Genomic DNA, 19,045 nt, shown 5'->3' with positions numbered 1-19,045 from the left:
ACAGTGACGTAAACCCGGTGTGCAAATAATTTTCCACTTAATGTCAGTCATTACGTTTTAACGCGGCCAAAAAAATAAAGGGCGTTGTATTCATCCTTTAATTAACGTTATTAGCCCGGTCACAATCTGTTGCCTGTTTATTCTCCATTGTCTCAAGCCTGCTCTTTCTTCTGCCGATAAACTCTCCAGACCACTCAACATGGCAGTATAAAAATGACAATTCTAAAAAAATTATTTTCCCTTTTCTCAAAACACCAGCATAAACACGCCGCCGATTCGCTCAAAGCACTGAATGATGCCATTCCGATCATCGAGTTTACGCCAGAAGGCACGATCCTTCGGGCAAATGATCTTTTTCTCAACAAGATGGGCTATGAGATAAAAGAAATCGTGGGTCGTCATCACAGCATGTTTTGCTCGCCCTCGCTGGTCAACTCAGCCGAGTATCGCCAGTTCTGGCTACGGCTGGCCAGCGGCAAGAGCTTCAGCGGTAAATACCTGCGTTTGGGCAAAGATAATCATCCCGTCTGGCTGGAAGCCAGCTATGTGCCAGTAAAAGATCGGCAGGGTCGGGTGATTAAGGTCATCAAGCTGGCGGCTGATATTTCCGAGCGTATCAGCGAAGCGCAGCAGCAGGATGCCATGGTACAGGCGATCAGCCGCTCAATGGCCGTCATTGCATTTAATAAGGCCGGGGAAGTACTGGAGGTGAATGAAAACTTCCTGAAAGCGACCGGCTACAAAGCCGATGAGATCCTCGGGCGGCATCACCGTATGTTTTGCTCTGAGGAACTGCGTAACAGCCAGGAATATCAGCAGTTCTGGCAACGCCTGAACCAGGGCGAATTTTTTTCCGGCCAGTATCCGCGCCTTAACCGCCAGGGTAAAACCATCTGGCTGCGTGCAACCTATAACCCGGTTTTTGATACCGAAGGCCGGTTATATAAGATCGTGAAATTCGCGACGGATGTGACGGAGCAGGTGTTGCAAAACCAGCAGGAAAACGAAGCCGCTCAGCACGCATGGAAGATGGCGCAACAGACACGTGAAAGCTCGGTAACGGGTGCCGATGTCATCGAAGACAGCGTCAGAACGATGGCGGAAATCGCCAATGAGATGAACAGCGTTTCGGCGGATGTCTTTGGCCTGAACGGCCAGTCTGACCGGATTGCCGATATGGTGCATTCCATTCGCAATATCGCCGAGCAGACGCGCTTTATTGCGCTGAATGCAGCCATTGAGGCTGCCCGCGCCGGCACGTCGGGGCGCAGTTTTGCCATCGTAGCCGCCGAGGTACGCACGCTGGCGGCACGTATTAACGAAGCGACAGAAGAAATAGGACGCGTGGTGTCCAGTAATAATCAGCTGGCGAAAAAGGTGCTGGAAGACATCGAAAATAACCTGAAAAACACGGCGCGTGGAGTTAATCTTATGCGTCAGGCGGGTGAGGTAATCGCCAGTATTCAGAGCAATTCTGAGCGCGTCGAGGAAGCGGTCAGAAACGTTTCCCGTTCATCCACGCCGCATCCTGTCTGAGTATTTTTCCCGGTCGCCTGCCTTCACGGGTGACCGGTTTCCCCGCTTAACACCCGCCGTTTCGCGCATATTTCACTTTGTTTGCTGTTAAGCGATAAGGCACTATGGTTCCAGCCTTTTCAACATCACGGGAATGTCTGTCGCCATGCCGGTTAATTTCGATCTTAACGATCTGTACGCGTTTCGCGCCCTGGTCGAATATGGCAATTTCCGCATTGCAGCGGAGTCCATTTGCCTGTCCCAGTCGGCCCTGAGCCGCAGGATTGAAAAGCTGGAAACGGCACTGGGGATTAAGCTGTTCGACAGAACCACGCGCCGGGTTACGCTTACGCTTTATGGTCAGACATTTGCCGCACGTTCGGAGCAGCTGCTCGCTAATTTTGAAGAGGTTATGGCCGATATCAGTAAAGTCAGCCAGGATCGGACCGGACTGGTGACGGTGGCGACGGTGCCCTCTGCGGCCTACTATTTTATGCCGGATGTCATTCGCCGCTTTCAGGCCCGCTATCCTCGCGTACGCGTCAAAATCATTGATAGCAGCGCAGGCAACGTGATCGAGGCGGTAACCAGTGGTCAGGCAGATTTTGGCATTTGCTTCTCCGGCAATCCACCACCTGGCACCGAATTTTTACCCCTGGTTGAGGATGTTTATGTTGTCGCCTGCCGACACGACCATCCGCTTGCCAGCCGTAAAGGACTGACATGGCAGGAATTTTATCAGCAGGATTATGTGGGGCTGGATAAGACGTCGGGTAATCGCAACCTGCTGGACTCTGCCCTGGGTCATGTTGTTCCGGCGCGTCCCAGTATCTGTGAAACCCGACATGTGACCACGATGCTCGGTATGGTTGAAGCGGGAATCGGCATTGCTGCCGTGCCCGCCATGTCGATGCCGTCATCCGGTCATTCGGTGCTGGTGCAGTTACCCCTCACCGATCCGGTGGTGAAACGTACTGTAGGGCTGCTCAGACGCAGCGGACGTATTCAGTCGTATATTGCAGCAGAACTGGAAAAGCTCATTACTGAACAGTATCACGCTGCGTAACAGGCTGCTGCGTTTTCACCGAGTGCAAACCGGTTGCGTGAACGACCGCCTGCGCCTGGGCTGAGGCCAGGAAATCAAGTAGCGCTTTACCTGCTTCCGGATGCACGGCTTTCGCCGGGACAGCGCCCGCGAAGCGGGTAATGTACTGGACATCGTCAGGCAACTCGCCAACAAAAGTCACGCCCTTGACGGGCAGCAGTTCGCTGACCTGCTGCAGTCCCAGTGCATAGTGGCCTTTTGCCACTTCCGAGGCGACAGGAATACGTTCGACCTGATGTGCTTTGTCTTTGACTTTGTCTTCAATGCCTAACTTCTTAAACAACTCGCTGCTGACATACTGACCGCTGGCGCTATCGGAATACGCAATAGACTTCGCGCTCAGTAAGGTTTGACGTAATTCGTCATCCGTCTTAATTGCGGGCTTAGCGTCGCCTTGCTTCACGACAATACCAATCGGCGAGTCAGCCAGCTCCACGCGTGAGCCGGGTTTTATCCACTTGTCTTTTTCCAGCTGAGTCAGCGCATTGCCCACCATAATGACCGCATCGGCCTTTTCACCACGTGCCAGGCGGTTAGGGATTGCCTGCGGGGTTTTACCCATTGAAGGGCCGGATACCAGGATAATTTTGTCACCGCTTTGGGCTTCAAACTGAGGCGTGAGTTTCTCCAGGGCGGCTTTAAAGCCACCAGAGATCATCACGGTCACGTCCTTTGCCAGTACCGTCGTGCTGACGGTTGAAAGCACGAGGGTGGCAAGGAGTGATCGGTATAGTCGTTTCATAATGGAGTCCCTGACTTAATGTTTAACGGCGGGTTGTAAATTGACAGCGCTGCGGCGGTAAAGATACAGCGTCGCCAGTAGGGCACAGACGGCAGCAAAGCTCATCCAGTAACCGGGTGACGCTTTATCGCCGGTGTACTCTATCAATGCGGTTGAAATCACCGGGGTAAATCCGCCAAAGACAGCCGTTGCGAGGCTGTAAGCGAGTGAAAAGCCCGCCACCCGAACTTCGGTTGGCATAATCTCGGTCAGGGCAGGAATCATCGCACCGTTATACAGGCCGTAGATAAATGACAGCCACAGCAGTACGGTCAGCATCATCATAAAACTCGGGGCTTCGGCCAGCAGCGTCAGGGCCGGATAAGCCGTTGCCAGGGCCAGCAACGTCATGGCAATCAGAACCGGTTTACGTCCAAAGCGGTCAGACAGGGCACCCCCGACCGGCAGCCAGAGGAAATTGGAAATGGCCACCAGCAGCGTAACCAGCAGGCTGTCAGACGCACTGAGCATCAGCACCTTCTTGCCGAAGGTGGGGGCATAAACGGTAATCAGATAGAACGCTGTTGTGGTCATCGCCACCATCAACATGCCCGCAACCACTACCTGCCAGTTAGCTAACAGGGTTTTAAAGACCTCGCGCATCGCCAGATGCTTACGGCGAGCATTAAATTCCTGCGTTTCTTCCAGCTTACGACGCAGAAAGAAAATGAAAGGCACAATCAGGCAGCCAAACAGGAACGGAATACGCCAGCCCCATTCACGAATCGCGCTCTCTTCCAGGGCGGCATTCAGGGCAAAGCCCATGGCAGCGGCAACCATAATGGCGACCTGCTGGCTGCCCGACTGCCAACTGGTATAGAAGCCTTTACGGCCTGGCGTAGCGATTTCGGCCAGGTAAACCGACACGCCGCCCAGTTCGGCACCGGCAGAGAAGCCCTGCAACAGGCGACCGATAAGCACCAGCATCGGGGCCCAAAGGCCAATGCTCTGATAAGACGGAATTAATACAATCAGAAAGGTGCCCGTAGCCATAATGGACAGGGTTACGATCAATCCTTTGCGTCTGCCGACTTTATCAATATAAGCGCCCAGCACCACGGCGCCGATCGGGCGCATCAGGAAACCTGCGCCGAAGACGGCAAAGGTCATCATCAGTGAGGCGAACTCACTGCTCGCCGGAAAGAAAGTATGCGCGATGTAGGTGGCATAAAAACCAAACAGAAAGAAGTCAAACTGTTCCAGAAAGTTGCCCGAGGTAACGCGCAAGATTGCGCCGATTCTGGCGCGAGTGGTCATAGGTGAAGTCGAGGAATGCATCGGTATCTCCAGTTTATCATTGACGCTTTTTGCTGCGCCTGTTGCTGAAGACTGGATCAGGAAAATAAAGTAAATAAGCGCAATAAACTCATCGACTGATGCGCTATGCGCATTAATGGCCGTTAACAATTACATTGGGCTATGTGCAACAAGGCTTTAACAAGTTTGCCGGGCGGGTGGACGTTTAACCAGCCCGAAAAACCGAATGCGCGTTTTGTGACAGGGTTCATATGGGTATTTAAAGGAAAAGGGGTAGCGTAAAGCCTTTGTCAGGTTCTATCAGGCGACGCGCGCGTTCGCCCCGTCGCGAGTGAAATCATTCCAGACAGGAGGCGGATTAGCGGCCGGGCTGAAAAAGCTCGACGAGCATCTTCTCGTTATCATGAATGAAAGCGAAACGATCGCCATCGCCGTTGGGTACGGCACGGGGCGGGGAAACGATCTCGACACCTTTTGCCTGCAGTTCCGCAACCGCCTCATCGAGATCGTCGACCTGAAGCGCGAAATGGTTGATACCGCCGATTTTCAGATTGGTTTCTGCGCGTTGCCGCTGTGGATCCATCGGGGTGGCCTGCGCATGTTGAAACAGCTCCAGTTTCACATTGCCCCGCGCAATAAAAACAACCTGTACGCCCGGCCAGCCATAATCATACAGACGCGTAAATCCCAGCATTTGGCTATACCAGGCTTCACTGGCTTCAATATCCTGAACCACAATACCGATGTGATGAAATGTATTACCGATTGCCGACATGGTGCTTTTCCTTATCAGGTCGCTGAGGTGAATGTCGCGTTGCCACGGCAAGGCGGTATAGCGCGCCCTTCGTACAGCTTACCACCCAATCGGGCATACGGCAGAAATGCCCGAGGGGCGAGGGTTGCTTATCGTTGCAGGTAAATCCGGACACCGCCTCACACTGGCCGTAGACGACCCGTGTTTCGTCTTAAAACCAGGCTTCCCACATCGCACCCAGATTGAAGTCGTCCAGAATATCGTTTTCCCGGCCATTCACGCGTGCGGTGCGTGCATCATCGACCTTGCCGCCCGTCACATAGAAGCGCAGCATGGGACGGAACTCCGGGCCCATCGCGATAGCGATATTCTGCGACAGCGTCAGCTTCCAGCCGTTGTTGCTACCGCCTTCATCATAGTTGACCCGTTGATAACCGGCTTCGAGCCAGGTGGAGTGCACGTCATTCCAGAAATACATCGGGCGCACAATGGCAGCGTAGTTTTTCCGGTTGTCGCTTTTCAGTCGACTGTTGTCATAATCGTGATAGGCCAGCAGATACTCCACCTGCGCCTGCTGAGTAAACAGGTGCTTACCTTCAAAGCTGGTGTAAAGCGTGCTGAGGCCATGGGTTTTGCTGTAAACGCTGTTATCCGCATTGTCTGAGTAGCGTGCAATCACTTTATTGACGCCATGATCGGTGGTGTGGCTTACGACAAACGCACCCTGCCAGGCGTTGAGGCGATCCTCGCTTTCCACGGCCTTAGAGTCGAAACCGTAATTGGCATACATCTCCAGATCCAGCGGCCCCAGTTTCATGCCGTGGATTTTAGATGTGGCGGCATAGTTTCCTTTATCGCCGGTGCCCGATCCGCCCGTACAGGTAATGCGTGACGGATTGGATTCATCGCTAAGCACTTCAGGATTACAGGATTCCACCGCCGCGACGGCAGCAAGGTCAAATTTTATCCCGCCTACGTCAAAGTCTTTTACGCCCGCGCCCTGACCATCGTGATTCATCCAGAAATAGTCATTGATGTTCTGTTGCGGGCGCTGATGAAAGTCCCGTCCGGCCCAAAGATAGGCATTAGGATTCGAGGCCAGCACGTTGGTCACGCCAGCGTAAGCTTTTTTCAGGTTCACTTCATCGCCCCAGTGATCGATCATCACGTTCACGTCCCAGATGGCACCGTTCGTGCTTTTAAACGCTTTAGAGAGCTGGAATTCGCCGCCGTTACCTTCGTTCCCCAGGCGACCAATACCGGAGGCGCCGTTGTAAGAGCCATCAACATTGACATACTTTTGGTCACCACTTTGGTAATGCGCGCCATAACGGGCGTAGCCGCTAAACTTCACGCCAAAAGGAATGGCCATATCCGGTGACTGTGCAGGACTCTGCGGTTCTGTTATCACATCCGTTTTTTTCGCGACGGCGGCATCCATCTTAGCCTGACGCTCTGCTAAAGCTTTATCGACGGCTTTGGCGACGATAGCGTCGATTTGTTCCTGCGTGAATTCCTGTGCGAGGCCGGCAATCGGGCACAGCGCGGCGCTCACCGCCAGAGGAAGTGAAAATGTTTTTATCATGTTCATGGTTATCTCGTTTACACCTCATCCTTCGGGTTAACACGAATTAACCCGAAAGACGCGTGCTGTTGTTTTCAGATAATAACCCGCCCGTTTCGACTTATTGACTGTCACCAAAACAAGTTGATTTGTAGAGTATGTTTTCTTTCCAGAGGGATGTTTTTTGTCAGGCGTTCTCCTGTATTAAGCGATCAAATTACCGTTGATAGAGATGAATTATTTCTTCTGATAATTCACGGGCTAATAGCGACGTCATTAAATGATCCTGAGCATGGACCATAATTAACGTCATCGGCTGTCGGGCCTCGCCAGCATCCTGTTCAATTAACCGGGTTTGCATCTGATGGGCCTTGCGGGAATAGTCGTCGGCCTCTTTGAGGCGCGCATGGGCCTCCTCAAACTCGCCTTGCCGCGCCGCCTGCAGGGCTTCAAAGCACAGGCTGCGGGCGTGTCCTGAATTGACGATAATCGTCATTACAGCGTCTTCAAGTTCAATCATTATTATCGCTCTCAGTCAAAACCGTTATTTTCGGCAACGTTAGCAAACCAGTTTCCGCTCTTTTTTATCGTACGTTGTTGTGTTTCCAGATCGAGCTGCACTAAGCCATAGCGATTTTTATAGCCATTCAGCCAGGACCAGTTGTCGATAAAGGTCCACATATGGTAACCCAGACAATGACAGCCCTCGCGAATGCCTTTATGCAGCCATTTAAGATGTTCGGAAACAAATTCGATACGGTAATCATCCTGAACTTTACCGTCTTGAATAAAACGCTGTTCATTTTCGACGCCCATTCCATTTTCAGAAATAAAGCAGCGAGGGTTGCCGTAATTATCGCGCAGGTTGATCAGAATATCGTAAATACCCGGCGCATAGATTTCCCATCCGCGGTATGGGTTCATTTGTCGGCCAGGCATGTCGTAATGATCGAATAATGCCTCCGGCATAAACGGTGCGTCAGGGTTGACGGCGCTGTCCCGGCACTTCACCCGGCGCGGTTGATAATAATTGACACCCAGCAGGTCGATGATGCCGTCGGCAAGCAAGGCGCTGTCGCCAGGCAGGCAGTGTGGCAACTGGTCATGCTGTTTTAATAAGTCCAGCAGCGCAGACGGATATTCGCCCTTGAGAACCGGATCGAGAAAGCTGCGGTTAAACAGCAGATCGGCATGCTGTGCTGCGTTGACATCTGCCGGATTCGTTGAGCGCGGATAGGACGGTGTGAGATTCAGTACCACGCCTATTTCGCCATCATAGCCGCCGTTACGCCAGGCTCGTACCGCCAGGGAATGTGCCAGTACGGTATGAAAGGCCACGGTAGCGGCGCGTTTAAAATCCACCACGTTGGGATAATGAAAATCATACAGATAGCCGCCTTCAACCGGCACAATGGGCTCATTAAAAGTAAACCAGTGCTTCACTTTGTGACCGAACAGCGTGAAACAGCGCTGCGCGTAGCGGCCAAACGCCTGCACCACTTCGCGGTTTTCCCAGCCCCCTTTCTCCTGCAGGGCCAGCGGCATATCGAAATGAAACAGTGTGATAAACGGCGTAATCCCCTGCGCCAGTAATTCATCAATGACCCGGTGATAGAAATCGACGGCCTCGGGATTGATCTCATCCGCTCCGTCCGGCATGAGCCGCGCCCAGCTCAGCGAGGTGCGAAAGCTGTTGTGCTTTAACGCTTTTAGCAGCGCGATATCCTGCCGCCAGTGTTGATAAAAGCCGGAGGTATCGGCCGGGCCAATACCGTGATGGAAACGATGCGGCTGGTGTGCGAACCAGTGATCCCAGGTGGTGGCGCTTTTACCGCCCTGAAGGCTACAGCCTTCGGTTTGCAACGCCGAGCTGGCGCTGCCCCACCAGAAATTGTCGGGAAAACGGTAGTGCATGTGACTGACTCCTTAAGCCTGGGGATGACCGTGCACGGTATTGCCTGCGGGCACGGTATCCTGAATTTTTTTCTCTTCTGCTTTGATCAGGCTGCGTTCGTAAGCGCGCAGAAAAGGTAAGTACATCAGTGCCGACATCACCATGCAGATCAGGCACATGACCAGTGGACTGAGCGCCCAGTTGGCCGCCCAGGAAGCACCAATCGGCGCGGGCGTCGTCCAGGGCGTCAGCGAAACGACCTGCGCAACCCAGCCCAGCTTTGTGGCGGTATAAGCCAGAACGGCATTAATCATCGGGACGCAGACGAAGGGAATAAACAGCAGGGGATTCATGATGATGGGCGCACCAAATAAGATCGGCTCATTGATATTAAAGAAGCTGGGAACCACGCCCATTTTGCCGATGGTACGCAGATGCAGCACCCGGCTGCGCAGCAGTAAAAAGGCCAGCGGCAAAGTGGAACCGACGCCGCCGATAAGCAGATAGTGATCCCAAAAGCCCTGCAGATAGACATGGGGCAGCGCCGCACCGGCTGCCAGAGCGGCCTGATTGGCGGAGAGATTAGCCATCCAGAAGGGATTCATGATGCCGGTGACGATGAGTGCGCCATGGATACCGGCGAACCAAAAAATCTGGCACAGCAGCACCGACAGCAAGATGGCTGGCAGGGAATCCGAGGCGGATACCAGCGGTTCCAGCAGATGCATAATCGCCTGAGGAATAATCATGCCCGTTTTGGCTTCAATAAACAGATTAAGCGGATGCAGGGTGCCAATGATCACCAATACCGGAATTAAAATCTCAAAAGAACGGGCGACGCCAGTGGGGACTTCTTTGGGCAGGCGAATCGTGACGTTATGCTGTTTGAGCCAGGCATAAACACGGGTGGCATAAATCGCGGTAATCAGGGCCGTAAAAATTCCCTGACCGGACAGGTACTGCGTAGAGATCTTTTCATCAGCATAGGGCGCTGCCACCAGTAAAAAGGCCATAAAAGCCAGTAAACCTGACATGATGGGATCAAGGTTGAACTGTCGGCCCAGACTGGCACCGATGCCGACTGAGATAAAGAAGGTCATGACGCCCATGCTGAGATTAAACGGCAGCATCAGTTGCTGGCGATAAGTGACCGAAAAGTCGAGCCAGGCCCGGGCAAAGCTGTTGGTGGTATCCGCTGAAAAGGGCGGGAAAATAAACACCAGCATGAACGAGCCAATAATCATAAACGGCAGGGCCGCCGTAAAACCATCACGAATAGCGATAACGTACTTTTGCTGACCCAATTTTCCGGCGAGGGGCGTAATAGCCTGTTCAATCACCGTCACCATTGACTGATATAACGAACCCATAAATGACACCTTTTAGTGTGTCGCTTCAATAAGCGACAGAGCGTAATCCAGCACGTTGTCACCGCGTTGCATACCGTAGTCCGTCATATCAATAGCCCGGACAGGAATACCGTGGGTGGCAGCTTTTTCTGAAAGCGTGTTTAACATGTACTTCACTTGCGGGCCGAGCAGCACAACCTGATACGTTGGAAACTGCGTATCAAACTCGGCAATGCCCCAGGCATCAATGTGCACAGCGAGGCCACGCTGATCCGCCACCTCTACCATTTTGCGCACCAGCATGCTGGTGGACATACCTGCCGAACAGCACAACATAATCCTGATCATGAGAACGCTCCTTTACGTGTAAAACTTGTTACGGCGATGATTTGATACGATATGGAAACCGGTTTCCATTTGTCGCAAAAGAAAGTGTGACAGGCATCATGCTCTGGCTGATAACGGGTGTTTAATTACGATTCAGATCACTAAATTAAGCGGTAAAAATCATTATTGAGTAGAAATGGAAAATCGGTTTCCATGAAAAAATGAAAACGCTATACTGCCTGTGGCGAAAAATTAAGCCACCGTTTCGGTCAGTTTTCAGGGAGCCGTTTGGTTCTGTTAGGGGAAAATGATGTCTACTATCAACGATGTATCGCGACTGGCTGGCGTGTCTAAAGCCACCGTATCGCGCGTGTTGAGTGGGTCACGTGGGGTGAAAGAGGCCAGTCGGGCTGCGGTGTTAAAAGCGGTGGATGAACTGAATTATCGTCCAAATGTCATCGCCCAGTCACTACTGAGTCAGTCTACGGGCTGTATCGGTGTTATTTGTGCGCAGGAAAATATCAATCAGACGACGGGTTACCTTTATGCGCTGGAGAAACATTTCAGTCAGCATCAAAAACACCTGTTACTTCGTTTCGCCAACACGAAAGCGGACGTGATGACCTGCCTCAGTGAGTTGACCTGTGGGTTATGTGATGACGTCTTAATTATCGGCGCGCGCTTTCCGTTAAACCTGCGTCAGCCAAACGTGATGCTGGTGGATTGTCTGGAATCCGGCGAAGAAGTGAACAGTATCCAGCGTGATCATGCTTTTGCAGCGGAAACGGCCTGTAACTTTCTTATCAGTCAAAATCGTCGTCAAATTGCTCTGATTCATCCCGAGGGCATGGGCTTTGCCGATCAGGTTCTGCTGGGCTATAAACATGCCCTGGAAAAAAATTTCCTGCCTTTTAACCGCAATCTGGTCTTTATGGACACGTCATCTTCTTCAGTGGCGTTGCAGGAACTTCTGAACAATGCCTCCACGCTCAATTTCAATGCATTGCTGGTGGCCGATGAACAGCAGGCACAAAAAGTGATTCCTCAGTTGCAGGCGTTCAATAAGCAGGTGCCAAAAGACATTATGGTCTTTAGTCTGGCCGGCACGCTGGATCTGCCCGGTATCCCGACGATTCCGGCTATCTCATATTCAATGGATGCCATGGCCGCGCGTATTGTGAAGGCACTGAATCAACAGACGCAGAGCGTGTTACATTCCTCAGTAATGCGTGGCGATCTGGTTATTCCCGATTTTCGCCAGCGCTAAGCCACCGGGCCACGCTCAGTGGCCTGTTACTCGAGGCGCTGCTCCATCTGTTCGATAATGGCCAGCGCCAGCCCGGTTGCCGGGGCCAGATGCGATTGCAGAAAATGTACCTGCGTATGGGCCGCAATAAACGCCAGTTTGTTGGCCTGTGTCTGATTGAGCACGGCCTGACAAAAGGTCGGGCTGATGCTCCAGGGACAGTCAATGATGATCGTGGCAGGATTCAGTAATAACATGATTTGGCTGAGCGCGATGCCCAGATAGTTGCCTGCCAACTGCATCACTTCATTTACGACATTCGGTGCGCTGTCACGACTGTGCCAGGTTAATCCCGGCTGACGCTGGGCAAGCTGTTGGTTAATGGCAGGTTTGCTGATCATCGCCTCCAGACAACCCTGCCGATTACAGCTACAGCGAGGGCCATTTGGCTGGACGGTAAGATGTCCTGCTTCACCAGCGGTCCAGCTGTTACCGGTGAAAACCACGCCATGCTGCACCAGCGCGCCGCCAATGCCTTCCGCAATGCGCAAATAAAAATGCCCGCCTTCAGCAGGCAGATTGAGCTGTTGCACAGACAGCAGCGCAGCGGCCCTGACGTTATTCATAATCCGAATCGGCAGGGTGATTTGTTTGCGCAGATCACTGGCCAGGTCAACATTCTGCCAGCCCAGGTGGGTTGACAGATGCATCCAGCCTCGCCGGGAATCGACGACACCGGGAAACCCCAGCCCAATTCCCAGCAGCCCTGGCCAGGCTTCCATCAGTTTTTCGCACAGGGCGCCGATTTCAGCCAGGATCGGGCCAGGTTTACTGGTGTCCGTCCGTATTGTCTGTTCGGCAAGCGTTTGTGAAAAATAATCGCAGATCTGCCAGTGAATCAGGTTTTTTTCCACCATGATACCGGCACTGACCAGCTTTTCCGGGCGCAGGGTAATGTGAATTTTAGGACGGCCAGCCGAAGAAACGCTGGCTTTACCTAGTTCCTGAACCCAACCGTTTTCCAGCAGATCATCAATAATCTGCGAAACGGTATTTTTGCTGAGCGCCAGTACCTGCGCCAGATCCTGGCGCGATGTGATGCGCAGCTGACGCAGTTGAGCCATTACGCGCTTTTGATTATTCAGCCGCATCAATGCAGGCCCTTTGCCAGTTGCTTTCATGACGGCTTACCCCAGAGGTGCACAGCGGCGAGGGAGCGCCCACCGCCAACGAAGTCTTATTAGTTTGATGTCTAATGAAAACTTAGCATTGGGCAGAGAGGGCTGCCAAATAGCAATGTCCTCTGAATAAGGGGATTACGTCAGAAATGGGGGCCAGGCCACAGGATAATGCAACTGGAGAGTAACCCTACCGCCCGCTTCAGCGGGCAGCAACATCAGTATTCGTCACCCCGGACGCGGCTGCGATAGCTTTCCCAGTCGAAGCGCACCCACAGGCTGTTACCTAAACGCATACGATCCATCACGCGTTCACCTAACAGGGCGTTCATTCCGGTGGGATCGAGATTGGTGAGCATCCCCGTCGGACGTTTAGATGACGAGCGGCGGTCAACAATCTGGTTAATAATCACTTTTTCGTAGCGCGATTCACTCTGCATACCAATCTCATCAATGACCAGCAAATCCACGCTGCTCAGATCCTGAATCAGTCGCTCTTCGGTGATATCACTGCTGCCGCTGAACGTTCCTTTCATGCTGGACATCAGATCCGCGACAGTCACGATAAGCACGCTCTTGCCACGCAAAATCAGATCGTTACCGATGGCGGCAGCCAGATGATTTTTCCCTGTGCCCGGCCGACCTGCAAAGACAAAACTGGCGATGTTTCCTTCAAAATTAGCAGCATACTGGCGCGCCTGCTCCAGGGCTTTGCGCTGACCTTCATTCTCGACACGGTAGTTGTCGAATGAGCAGTTAATATGCAGATCACGAATCCCAGAACGCCCCATGATACGCTGCATTTTCATCGCGCGGTTTTCTCGCACAATCGCTTCTGAACGCAACCGCCCCTGTTCCTGGTTCCAGGCCAGCAACTCTTCACCATTGGTGAATTTGGGACGGGTTCCTGCTGGCATCATTCTTTTCAGACGGTTAAACAGATCGTTGGGCGTTTTCATTACTCACCTCGGAAACCATCGGGAATATCGTAGTCAGTACTGCTGATCTGCGTAATATCGCGACGCGGCTGTCCGCCATTGGCGGCGCGGTTCATCTGCAGGCTACGCGCCAGCTTCTGTTGCCACTGTACATGATGAAAAAGGCGGCCTTCGGCCTGCCAGTAAGCCACAAAGGCGGCCAGCTCTGCCGCCGTCACCGGCTCGCTGAGCGCGACGCCCCAGATTGCTGCCTGGCGGGTAAAGTCGGCGTCAGGCTGCCAGCCGTCATACATGGCAAACTTGCCGACGGGTTTATGCAGCGTAGCAGAAACATCGTCATACAGACTGTCATCCAGCGCCACATCACTGGGTTGCTGAGCGGCGGCTTCAAGGGCTAATAACTGTGCAAGACGCGCGGGAGTGAGGGCATACATCACTGGCGTGTAATTATCCAGCACCGCCAGCATGCCGTCTTCAGCCTGCTGTAAGGCGCTCTGCGGGTCCTGACGGAAAGCCTCCAGACCGATTAGCGTTGACGTTAAGATTTTGACTGACATGAAAAGACCTGCGGTTAACTTACACCCAACACCGGATCACCTGTCGCGGTGCAGAAGGGCATATTGTACCTTTTTTAAGGCGCGGGATCGCTGAAAAAGCGTTGCCGGCGATCTCCCCGGCGAGCGCCTGTTATGCAACCGTGGGGCGGACAGAGACTTGCGCGTTCACGGCCGGGTTTGCCACAGATAGCGCAGACCGGCCAGCCAACACAGGCTGTATCCCAGCAGCTCTACCCCTTCTTCGGCCATGTTTTTTACCCCGCGGTTGTAATGATCGGGCATCAGGTGTTGCCAGAGGGTGTTCATGCCAAACAGACGTGAGAAAACCAGCACAATCATCAGTCCGGTCGCCATCACGGGCCAACGGTTATGGTGCAGCAGGTTCGCCAGCGTACGGAGCGTCTGCCTGGGAGTACGCATGGCGACGGCGAAACTCGCCAGTGCGGCCGCCAGTGCAAACCACACCCAACTGCCGTGACGAACAAGATCGAAGAAGAAATCCAGCTCGCGGATAAGCATACAGCTGTAAAAACCGGCTATTAAGGTTAATCCACCGCACTGATCGGGACGGTGTCGTGCGGCAATATAAAATGCGCCCGCGAGACTAACTAACAACAGTTCCTGTGTGGTTTCAGTAAAAGAGGCTTCGTGCAGCGCGTTATCCATCCACACCACATCCATATAGAGGGGGACAAGCATGAAGGTGATAAACAGGGAGGCAAAAAGGAATACCGTGATTTCACGGCCGATAAGAATGACTTCGTTACGCATGGAATGACCTGAAAATGACTATCGTTATCATTGTATTCGCCTGGCGTGGGGCTGCCTTCGCTTTCAATGCTTTACGGATGTGGTGGTGACTATGGAAGCCGCCTCGCATTTTGTCATGTGGCGGGTTCAAATGGTGGCAGTTTCCCTCTACCATCGGTCAACAAACTGGCGCTTTATAAAGGAATACCATGATGCAACGATGCGGCTGGGTTACGCAGGATCCCCTCTATCTGGCTTACCATGACAATGAGTGGGGCCGTGCGCAGAGAGATAAACTGGCGCTGTTTGAAATGCTGTGTCTGGAAGGTCAACAGGCCGGGTTATCCTGGATTACGGTGCTGAAAAAACGCGAGAATTACCGCGCGGCCTTTCACCAGTTTGATCCGCAGGCGGTGGCATTGATGAACGATCAGGACGTTGTCCAACTTATGCAAAACAGCGGCATCATTCGTCACCCGGGTAAAATTGCGGCGATTATTGCCAACGCCAGAGCGATGCTGGCGATGGAGGCGGAAGGGGAAGATTTTGCCCATTTCGTCTGGCAGTTCGTCGATAACCAGCCAATTGTTCACCACTATGCGGATTACAAACAGAGCCCGACCACCTCTCCGCAGGCTATAGCACTCTCTAAAGCATTAAAGACGCGTGGTTTCAAATTCATCGGTCCGACAATTTGTTACTCCTTTATGCAAGCTTGCGGCCTGATTAACGATCACCAAACCAACTGCTTTTGCCATCCTGATAACATTTAACACCGCTCCTTTACAAAATAAGACATTGTCTCAGGATTTCCCTCACTTTTACGCGGCATAATCAGGGCCAGTAAGGGGCCGGGGCGCCCCGATTAGAGAAACCCAAGGGACACATAATGCAGAAAAAATTGATTGCCATCTCGTTATTAATCAGCGGTAGCCTGGTGATATCCGGTTGTACTACGAATCCCTATACCGGCGAGTCGCAGGCCGGAAAATCCGGCGTGGGGGCGGGTCTTGGTGCATTAGTCGGCGCCGGTGTGGGCGTGCTTTCATCCTCGAAGAAAGATCGGGGTAAAGGGGCACTCATCGGTGCCGCCAGCGGCGCAGCCTTAGGCGGCGGTGTGGGGTATTACATGGATGTTCAGGAAGCAAAACTGCGCGATAAAATGAAGGGTACGGGCGTCAGTGTGACGCGCCAGGGCGACAATATTGTGTTGAATATGCCAAACAATGTGACCTTCGATTCCAGCAGCAGCAGTCTGAAGCCAGCCGGTGCCAATACCCTGACCGGCGTCGCAATGGTACTAAAAGAGTATCCGAAAACGGCCGTAAACGTGGTGGGGCATACGGATAGTACGGGGTCGCGCGCATTGAATATGCGCCTGTCACAGCAGCGCGCAGAAAGCGTGGCCAGCGCCTTGATCGTACAGGGCGTGGCGGCTGACCGTCTGCATACGCAGGGTGTCGGCCCCGACAGCCCCATTGCGACCAACAGTACTGAAGCAGGCAAAGCCCAAAACCGCCGGGTTGAAATTACGCTGAGCCCGTTAAATTGATCATTTCGCCCCCTGTCACTGGGGGCGAAAGACATGCTACTGTCAGTTATTCGACAATTTTTAGACAATAAACTCGGTAAGGTTTCCAGTTGGTGCCTGTACACAGTGCCAGTTAACGCTTTATGCCAGCATGGTTCAAATTGAACAATGGATAACGCATCATGTCACTTAAAGCCATTGCGTCAGTCCTGGGGCTCTCCGTAACCACCGTGAGTCGCGCCCTGAATGGGTATGAGGATGTAGCAAAACACACGCGTCAGCGCGTGGAAGAAGAAGCCCGGCGACGTGGCTACCGTCCTAACGTAGCTGCCCGGCGTTTAAAAACCGGACGCGCTAACGCGGTCGGCGTCGTCTACCCGATGAGCGCCCCACCCCTCAGCGATATCCATTTCAATAAGATATTACTGGCGCTGGACCAGCGTCTTTCCCACTATGATATCGACCTGCTGTTGCTGACGGATAAACCCTGTGACGGACAGCGTTCACTGATGCGTATGCTACGCAGTCGCGTGGTCGATGCGCTAATCATCACGCACACCTTGCCGCAGGACGAACGCCTGCGCTGCCTACAGCAGAAGGGCTTTAATTTTCTCTCGCTGGGGCGCACTGATGCACAGCAAAATCATGCCTGGTTTGATGTCGATAACGCCGCAGGTTCCGCGCTGGCGGTAAAACACTGCCTGACCCAGGGCATGCAGCGCATCGCCTTTCTCGGGGGAAACGAACGCTGTACGTTTGTTCGCGATCGCCGTCAGGGCTACCTGAACGCCCTGGATTCCGTACCACCTTATGCCACTGCGGCGGTTGCTCCCTCGCGCCGCGCAGGGTATCAACAAGTCTCCGCCTGGCTGGCTGAAGGGCTACAACCTCAGGCCATTATTACTGATAGCAGTACGCTGGCCGAAGGCGCGTTAATGGCGCTTCAGCAGGCAGGACGACTGCAGGGTAAGGATGCCATCACTTTGATGGCCTGGGATGGACTCCCGGTTGACGCCATCATTGATTTTCCGGTTATTGCGATTCGTCAGGCCAGTGAGCAGGAGAGAGGCGAAAAGCTTGCGACCATGGTGATGCAGTTACTGGACGGCGCACCGCTGGCCCAGCTACAGGTCTTGTGGCAACCCAGTCTGCAACTGCCCGCACAGCGCTAACGTGTTTGTCATGCCGGACGCCTGTGGTAGTCTCGCGGCATGCGTAATTTGCGGAATATTCTATGAAAATCAGGCCTTCTCGCGCCACTATTAGCGATGTTGCCCGCGCGGCAAAAACCGGGAAAACCAGCGTCTCGCGTTATCTTAACGGCGAACAGCATCTGCTTTCTCCCGACTTAAAAGCGCGCATTGAACAGGCAATTAGCGATCTTAACTATCGGCCAAGCCAGATGGCGCGCGGGCTTAAACGGGGGCGAACCCGGCTAATCGGGTTAATCATTGCCGATATCACCAATCCCTATTCCGTGGACGTTATGTGCGGCATTGAAGCGGCCTGTCGTGCCTGCGGCTTTACATTGCTTATGTGTAACACCAACAATGAAGTCGATCTTGAACAGCATTATTTGCAGTTGCTGAGTAGCTATCAGGTTGAAGGCATTGTCGTTAACGCGGTAGGTATGCATGAAAAGGTACTGAGCCGGCTGCAGCAATCTTTGCTGCCGATGGTGCTGATTGACCGAAAAATCCCCGATTTTCCCTGTGATGTGGTGGGCCTGAATAATGCTGAAGCGGCAGAAACGGCCACCGATCACTTAATTGATAACGGTTATGAGGCGCTGCTGTTTTTGAGTGAACCCTTAGGCAGCGTGAATACCCGTCGTGAGCGCCTGCAGGCGTTTCGCCAGCGTCTGGCTGCGCATCCGGCCATCCTCCATGAAAATGCAGAAGTCTCGCTGCATCAGCCCGATGTGATGGATACCGTCTTGCATGGCTTCTGTCAGCGTCATGCAGACAGGCGTTGCGCAGTTATGGTGGCAAACGGTGCGCTGACCTTACAGGTGGCCCGTTCCCTTCAGCGTCTAAATTTGCACTGGGGAAGCGATATGGGTTTATTGGGGTTTGATGAGCTGGAGTGGGCGGCGCTGGCAGGTGTCGGGATTACCACGCTTAAACAGCCCACCTGGCAGATTGGCTACCATGCGCTGGAGCGCCTGATTTCGCGTATCGAAGGCCACGATCATCCTCCCTGTGAGCAGGTTTTCTCGGGTGAGCTGATTGTCCGGGGATCAAGCCAGCGTCTTCGCTAATTTTCAGATTGTTCCCTTCACTTACGTGCTTGCTTCGTG

19 protein-coding genes are annotated in these 19,045 nt (G+C 53.1%); 7 read left to right on the top strand and 12 right to left on the bottom strand.

From position 1 onward, the window contains the following. Window positions 1–213: 213 nt before the first annotated feature. Window positions 214–1,536: a methyl-accepting chemotaxis protein gene (locus GC087_RS00170; RefSeq protein ID WP_033737258.1), complete on the top strand. Its 1,323-nt coding sequence runs from the start codon at window positions 214–216 to the stop codon at window positions 1,534–1,536. A gap of 145 nt (window positions 1,537–1,681) precedes the next feature. Beyond that, window positions 1,682–2,581, top strand: coding sequence for an L-proline-binding transcription factor PsrA (locus tag GC087_RS00165; RefSeq protein WP_033737398.1), 900 nt, complete (start codon window positions 1,682–1,684; stop codon window positions 2,579–2,581). Here the strand turns inward: GC087_RS00165 and GC087_RS00160 are convergent. From GC087_RS00160 to GC087_RS00125, 8 genes are all read right to left on the bottom strand, one after another. Next, complete coding sequence (locus GC087_RS00160) at window positions 2,556–3,362, bottom strand: substrate-binding domain-containing protein (RefSeq protein WP_058708575.1); 807 nt, start codon at window positions 3,360–3,362, stop codon at window positions 2,556–2,558. The genes GC087_RS00165 and GC087_RS00160 overlap by 26 nt on opposite strands. Window positions 3,363–3,377: 15 nt before the next feature. Continuing rightward, on the bottom strand, window positions 3,378–4,679 hold the full coding sequence (locus GC087_RS00155) for an MFS transporter (protein ID WP_205950908.1): 1,302 nt from the start codon (window positions 4,677–4,679) through the stop codon (window positions 3,378–3,380). A 337-nt stretch (window positions 4,680–5,016) separates the two neighbouring features. Next, complete coding sequence (locus GC087_RS00150) at window positions 5,017–5,433, bottom strand: VOC family protein (RefSeq protein ID WP_054634764.1); 417 nt, start codon at window positions 5,431–5,433, stop codon at window positions 5,017–5,019. Window positions 5,434–5,623: 190 nt separating this feature from the next. Then, the gene (locus GC087_RS00145) at window positions 5,624–7,003 is read right to left on the bottom strand and encodes a carbohydrate porin (RefSeq protein ID WP_033737263.1); all 1,380 of its coding nucleotides are present in this window, start codon (window positions 7,001–7,003) and stop codon (window positions 5,624–5,626) included. 190 nt (window positions 7,004–7,193) lie between these two features. Beyond that, entirely contained in the window at window positions 7,194–7,496 is a 303-nt protein-coding gene (locus tag GC087_RS00140) for a PTS lactose/cellobiose transporter subunit IIA (protein WP_033737266.1), read from the bottom strand. Between the two features lie 11 nt (window positions 7,497–7,507). Then, on the bottom strand, window positions 7,508–8,890 hold the full coding sequence (locus tag GC087_RS00135) for a 6-phospho-beta-glucosidase GmuD (RefSeq protein WP_033737268.1): 1,383 nt from the start codon (window positions 8,888–8,890) through the stop codon (window positions 7,508–7,510). Between the two features lie 12 nt (window positions 8,891–8,902). After that, window positions 8,903–10,240: a PTS sugar transporter subunit IIC gene (locus GC087_RS00130; protein ID WP_033737270.1), complete on the bottom strand. Its 1,338-nt coding sequence runs from the start codon at window positions 10,238–10,240 to the stop codon at window positions 8,903–8,905. Between the two features lie 12 nt (window positions 10,241–10,252). Further along, on the bottom strand, window positions 10,253–10,567 hold the full coding sequence (locus tag GC087_RS00125; RefSeq protein WP_324029400.1) for a PTS sugar transporter subunit IIB: 315 nt from the start codon (window positions 10,565–10,567) through the stop codon (window positions 10,253–10,255). 289 nt (window positions 10,568–10,856) lie between these two features. Here GC087_RS00125 and GC087_RS00120 point away from each other — a divergent pair, with 289 nt between their 5' ends. Beyond that, window positions 10,857–11,813, top strand: coding sequence for a LacI family DNA-binding transcriptional regulator (locus GC087_RS00120; RefSeq protein ID WP_324030673.1), 957 nt, complete (start codon window positions 10,857–10,859; stop codon window positions 11,811–11,813). Between the two features lie 26 nt (window positions 11,814–11,839). On the opposite strand, the gene GC087_RS00115 is transcribed toward GC087_RS00120, so the two are convergent. The 4 genes from GC087_RS00115 to GC087_RS00100 form a co-directional block, all read right to left on the bottom strand. After that, window positions 11,840–12,973 (bottom strand): ROK family transcriptional regulator, encoded by a 1,134-nt coding sequence (locus GC087_RS00115; RefSeq protein ID WP_324029399.1) that lies wholly within the window; start codon window positions 12,971–12,973, stop codon window positions 11,840–11,842. A 215-nt stretch (window positions 12,974–13,188) separates the two neighbouring features. Then, complete coding sequence (gene dnaC / locus GC087_RS00110; protein ID WP_006121359.1) at window positions 13,189–13,929, bottom strand: replicative helicase loader DnaC; 741 nt, start codon at window positions 13,927–13,929, stop codon at window positions 13,189–13,191. Further along, complete coding sequence (dnaT, locus tag GC087_RS00105) at window positions 13,929–14,465, bottom strand: primosomal protein DnaT (RefSeq protein WP_006121358.1); 537 nt, start codon at window positions 14,463–14,465, stop codon at window positions 13,929–13,931. The genes dnaC and dnaT overlap by 1 nt, the downstream gene beginning before the upstream one ends. A gap of 165 nt (window positions 14,466–14,630) precedes the next feature. Continuing rightward, window positions 14,631–15,236: a hypothetical protein gene (locus GC087_RS00100; protein ID WP_058701537.1), complete on the bottom strand. Its 606-nt coding sequence runs from the start codon at window positions 15,234–15,236 to the stop codon at window positions 14,631–14,633. A 191-nt stretch (window positions 15,237–15,427) separates the two neighbouring features. On the opposite strand from GC087_RS00100, the gene GC087_RS00095 reads away from it, so the two are divergent. The 4 genes from GC087_RS00095 (at window position 15,428) to GC087_RS00080 (ending at window position 19,006) form a co-directional block, all read left to right on the top strand. Then, a complete protein-coding gene (locus GC087_RS00095) occupies window positions 15,428–15,988 on the top strand; it encodes a DNA-3-methyladenine glycosylase I (RefSeq protein ID WP_033737277.1) in 561 nt (186 codons plus the stop codon). Between the two features lie 116 nt (window positions 15,989–16,104). Then, window positions 16,105–16,767 (top strand): OmpA family lipoprotein, encoded by a 663-nt coding sequence (locus GC087_RS00090; protein WP_006121355.1) that lies wholly within the window; start codon window positions 16,105–16,107, stop codon window positions 16,765–16,767. Window positions 16,768–16,928: 161 nt separating this feature from the next. Then, complete coding sequence (locus GC087_RS00085) at window positions 16,929–17,918, top strand: LacI family DNA-binding transcriptional regulator (protein WP_324029397.1); 990 nt, start codon at window positions 16,929–16,931, stop codon at window positions 17,916–17,918. A 62-nt stretch (window positions 17,919–17,980) separates the two neighbouring features. After that, window positions 17,981–19,006, top strand: a complete 1,026-nt coding sequence (locus GC087_RS00080) for a LacI family DNA-binding transcriptional regulator (protein ID WP_205952433.1) — start codon at window positions 17,981–17,983, stop codon at window positions 19,004–19,006. Window positions 19,007–19,045 lie beyond the last annotated feature (39 nt).

It is taken from the genome of Pantoea sp. JZ2, assembly GCF_035191405.1.
Lineage (GTDB): Bacteria > Pseudomonadota > Gammaproteobacteria > Enterobacterales > Enterobacteriaceae > Pantoea > Pantoea stewartii.
Note: the sequence above shows the minus strand (reverse complement) of the source record. Positions and strands in the feature narration are given on the sequence as shown.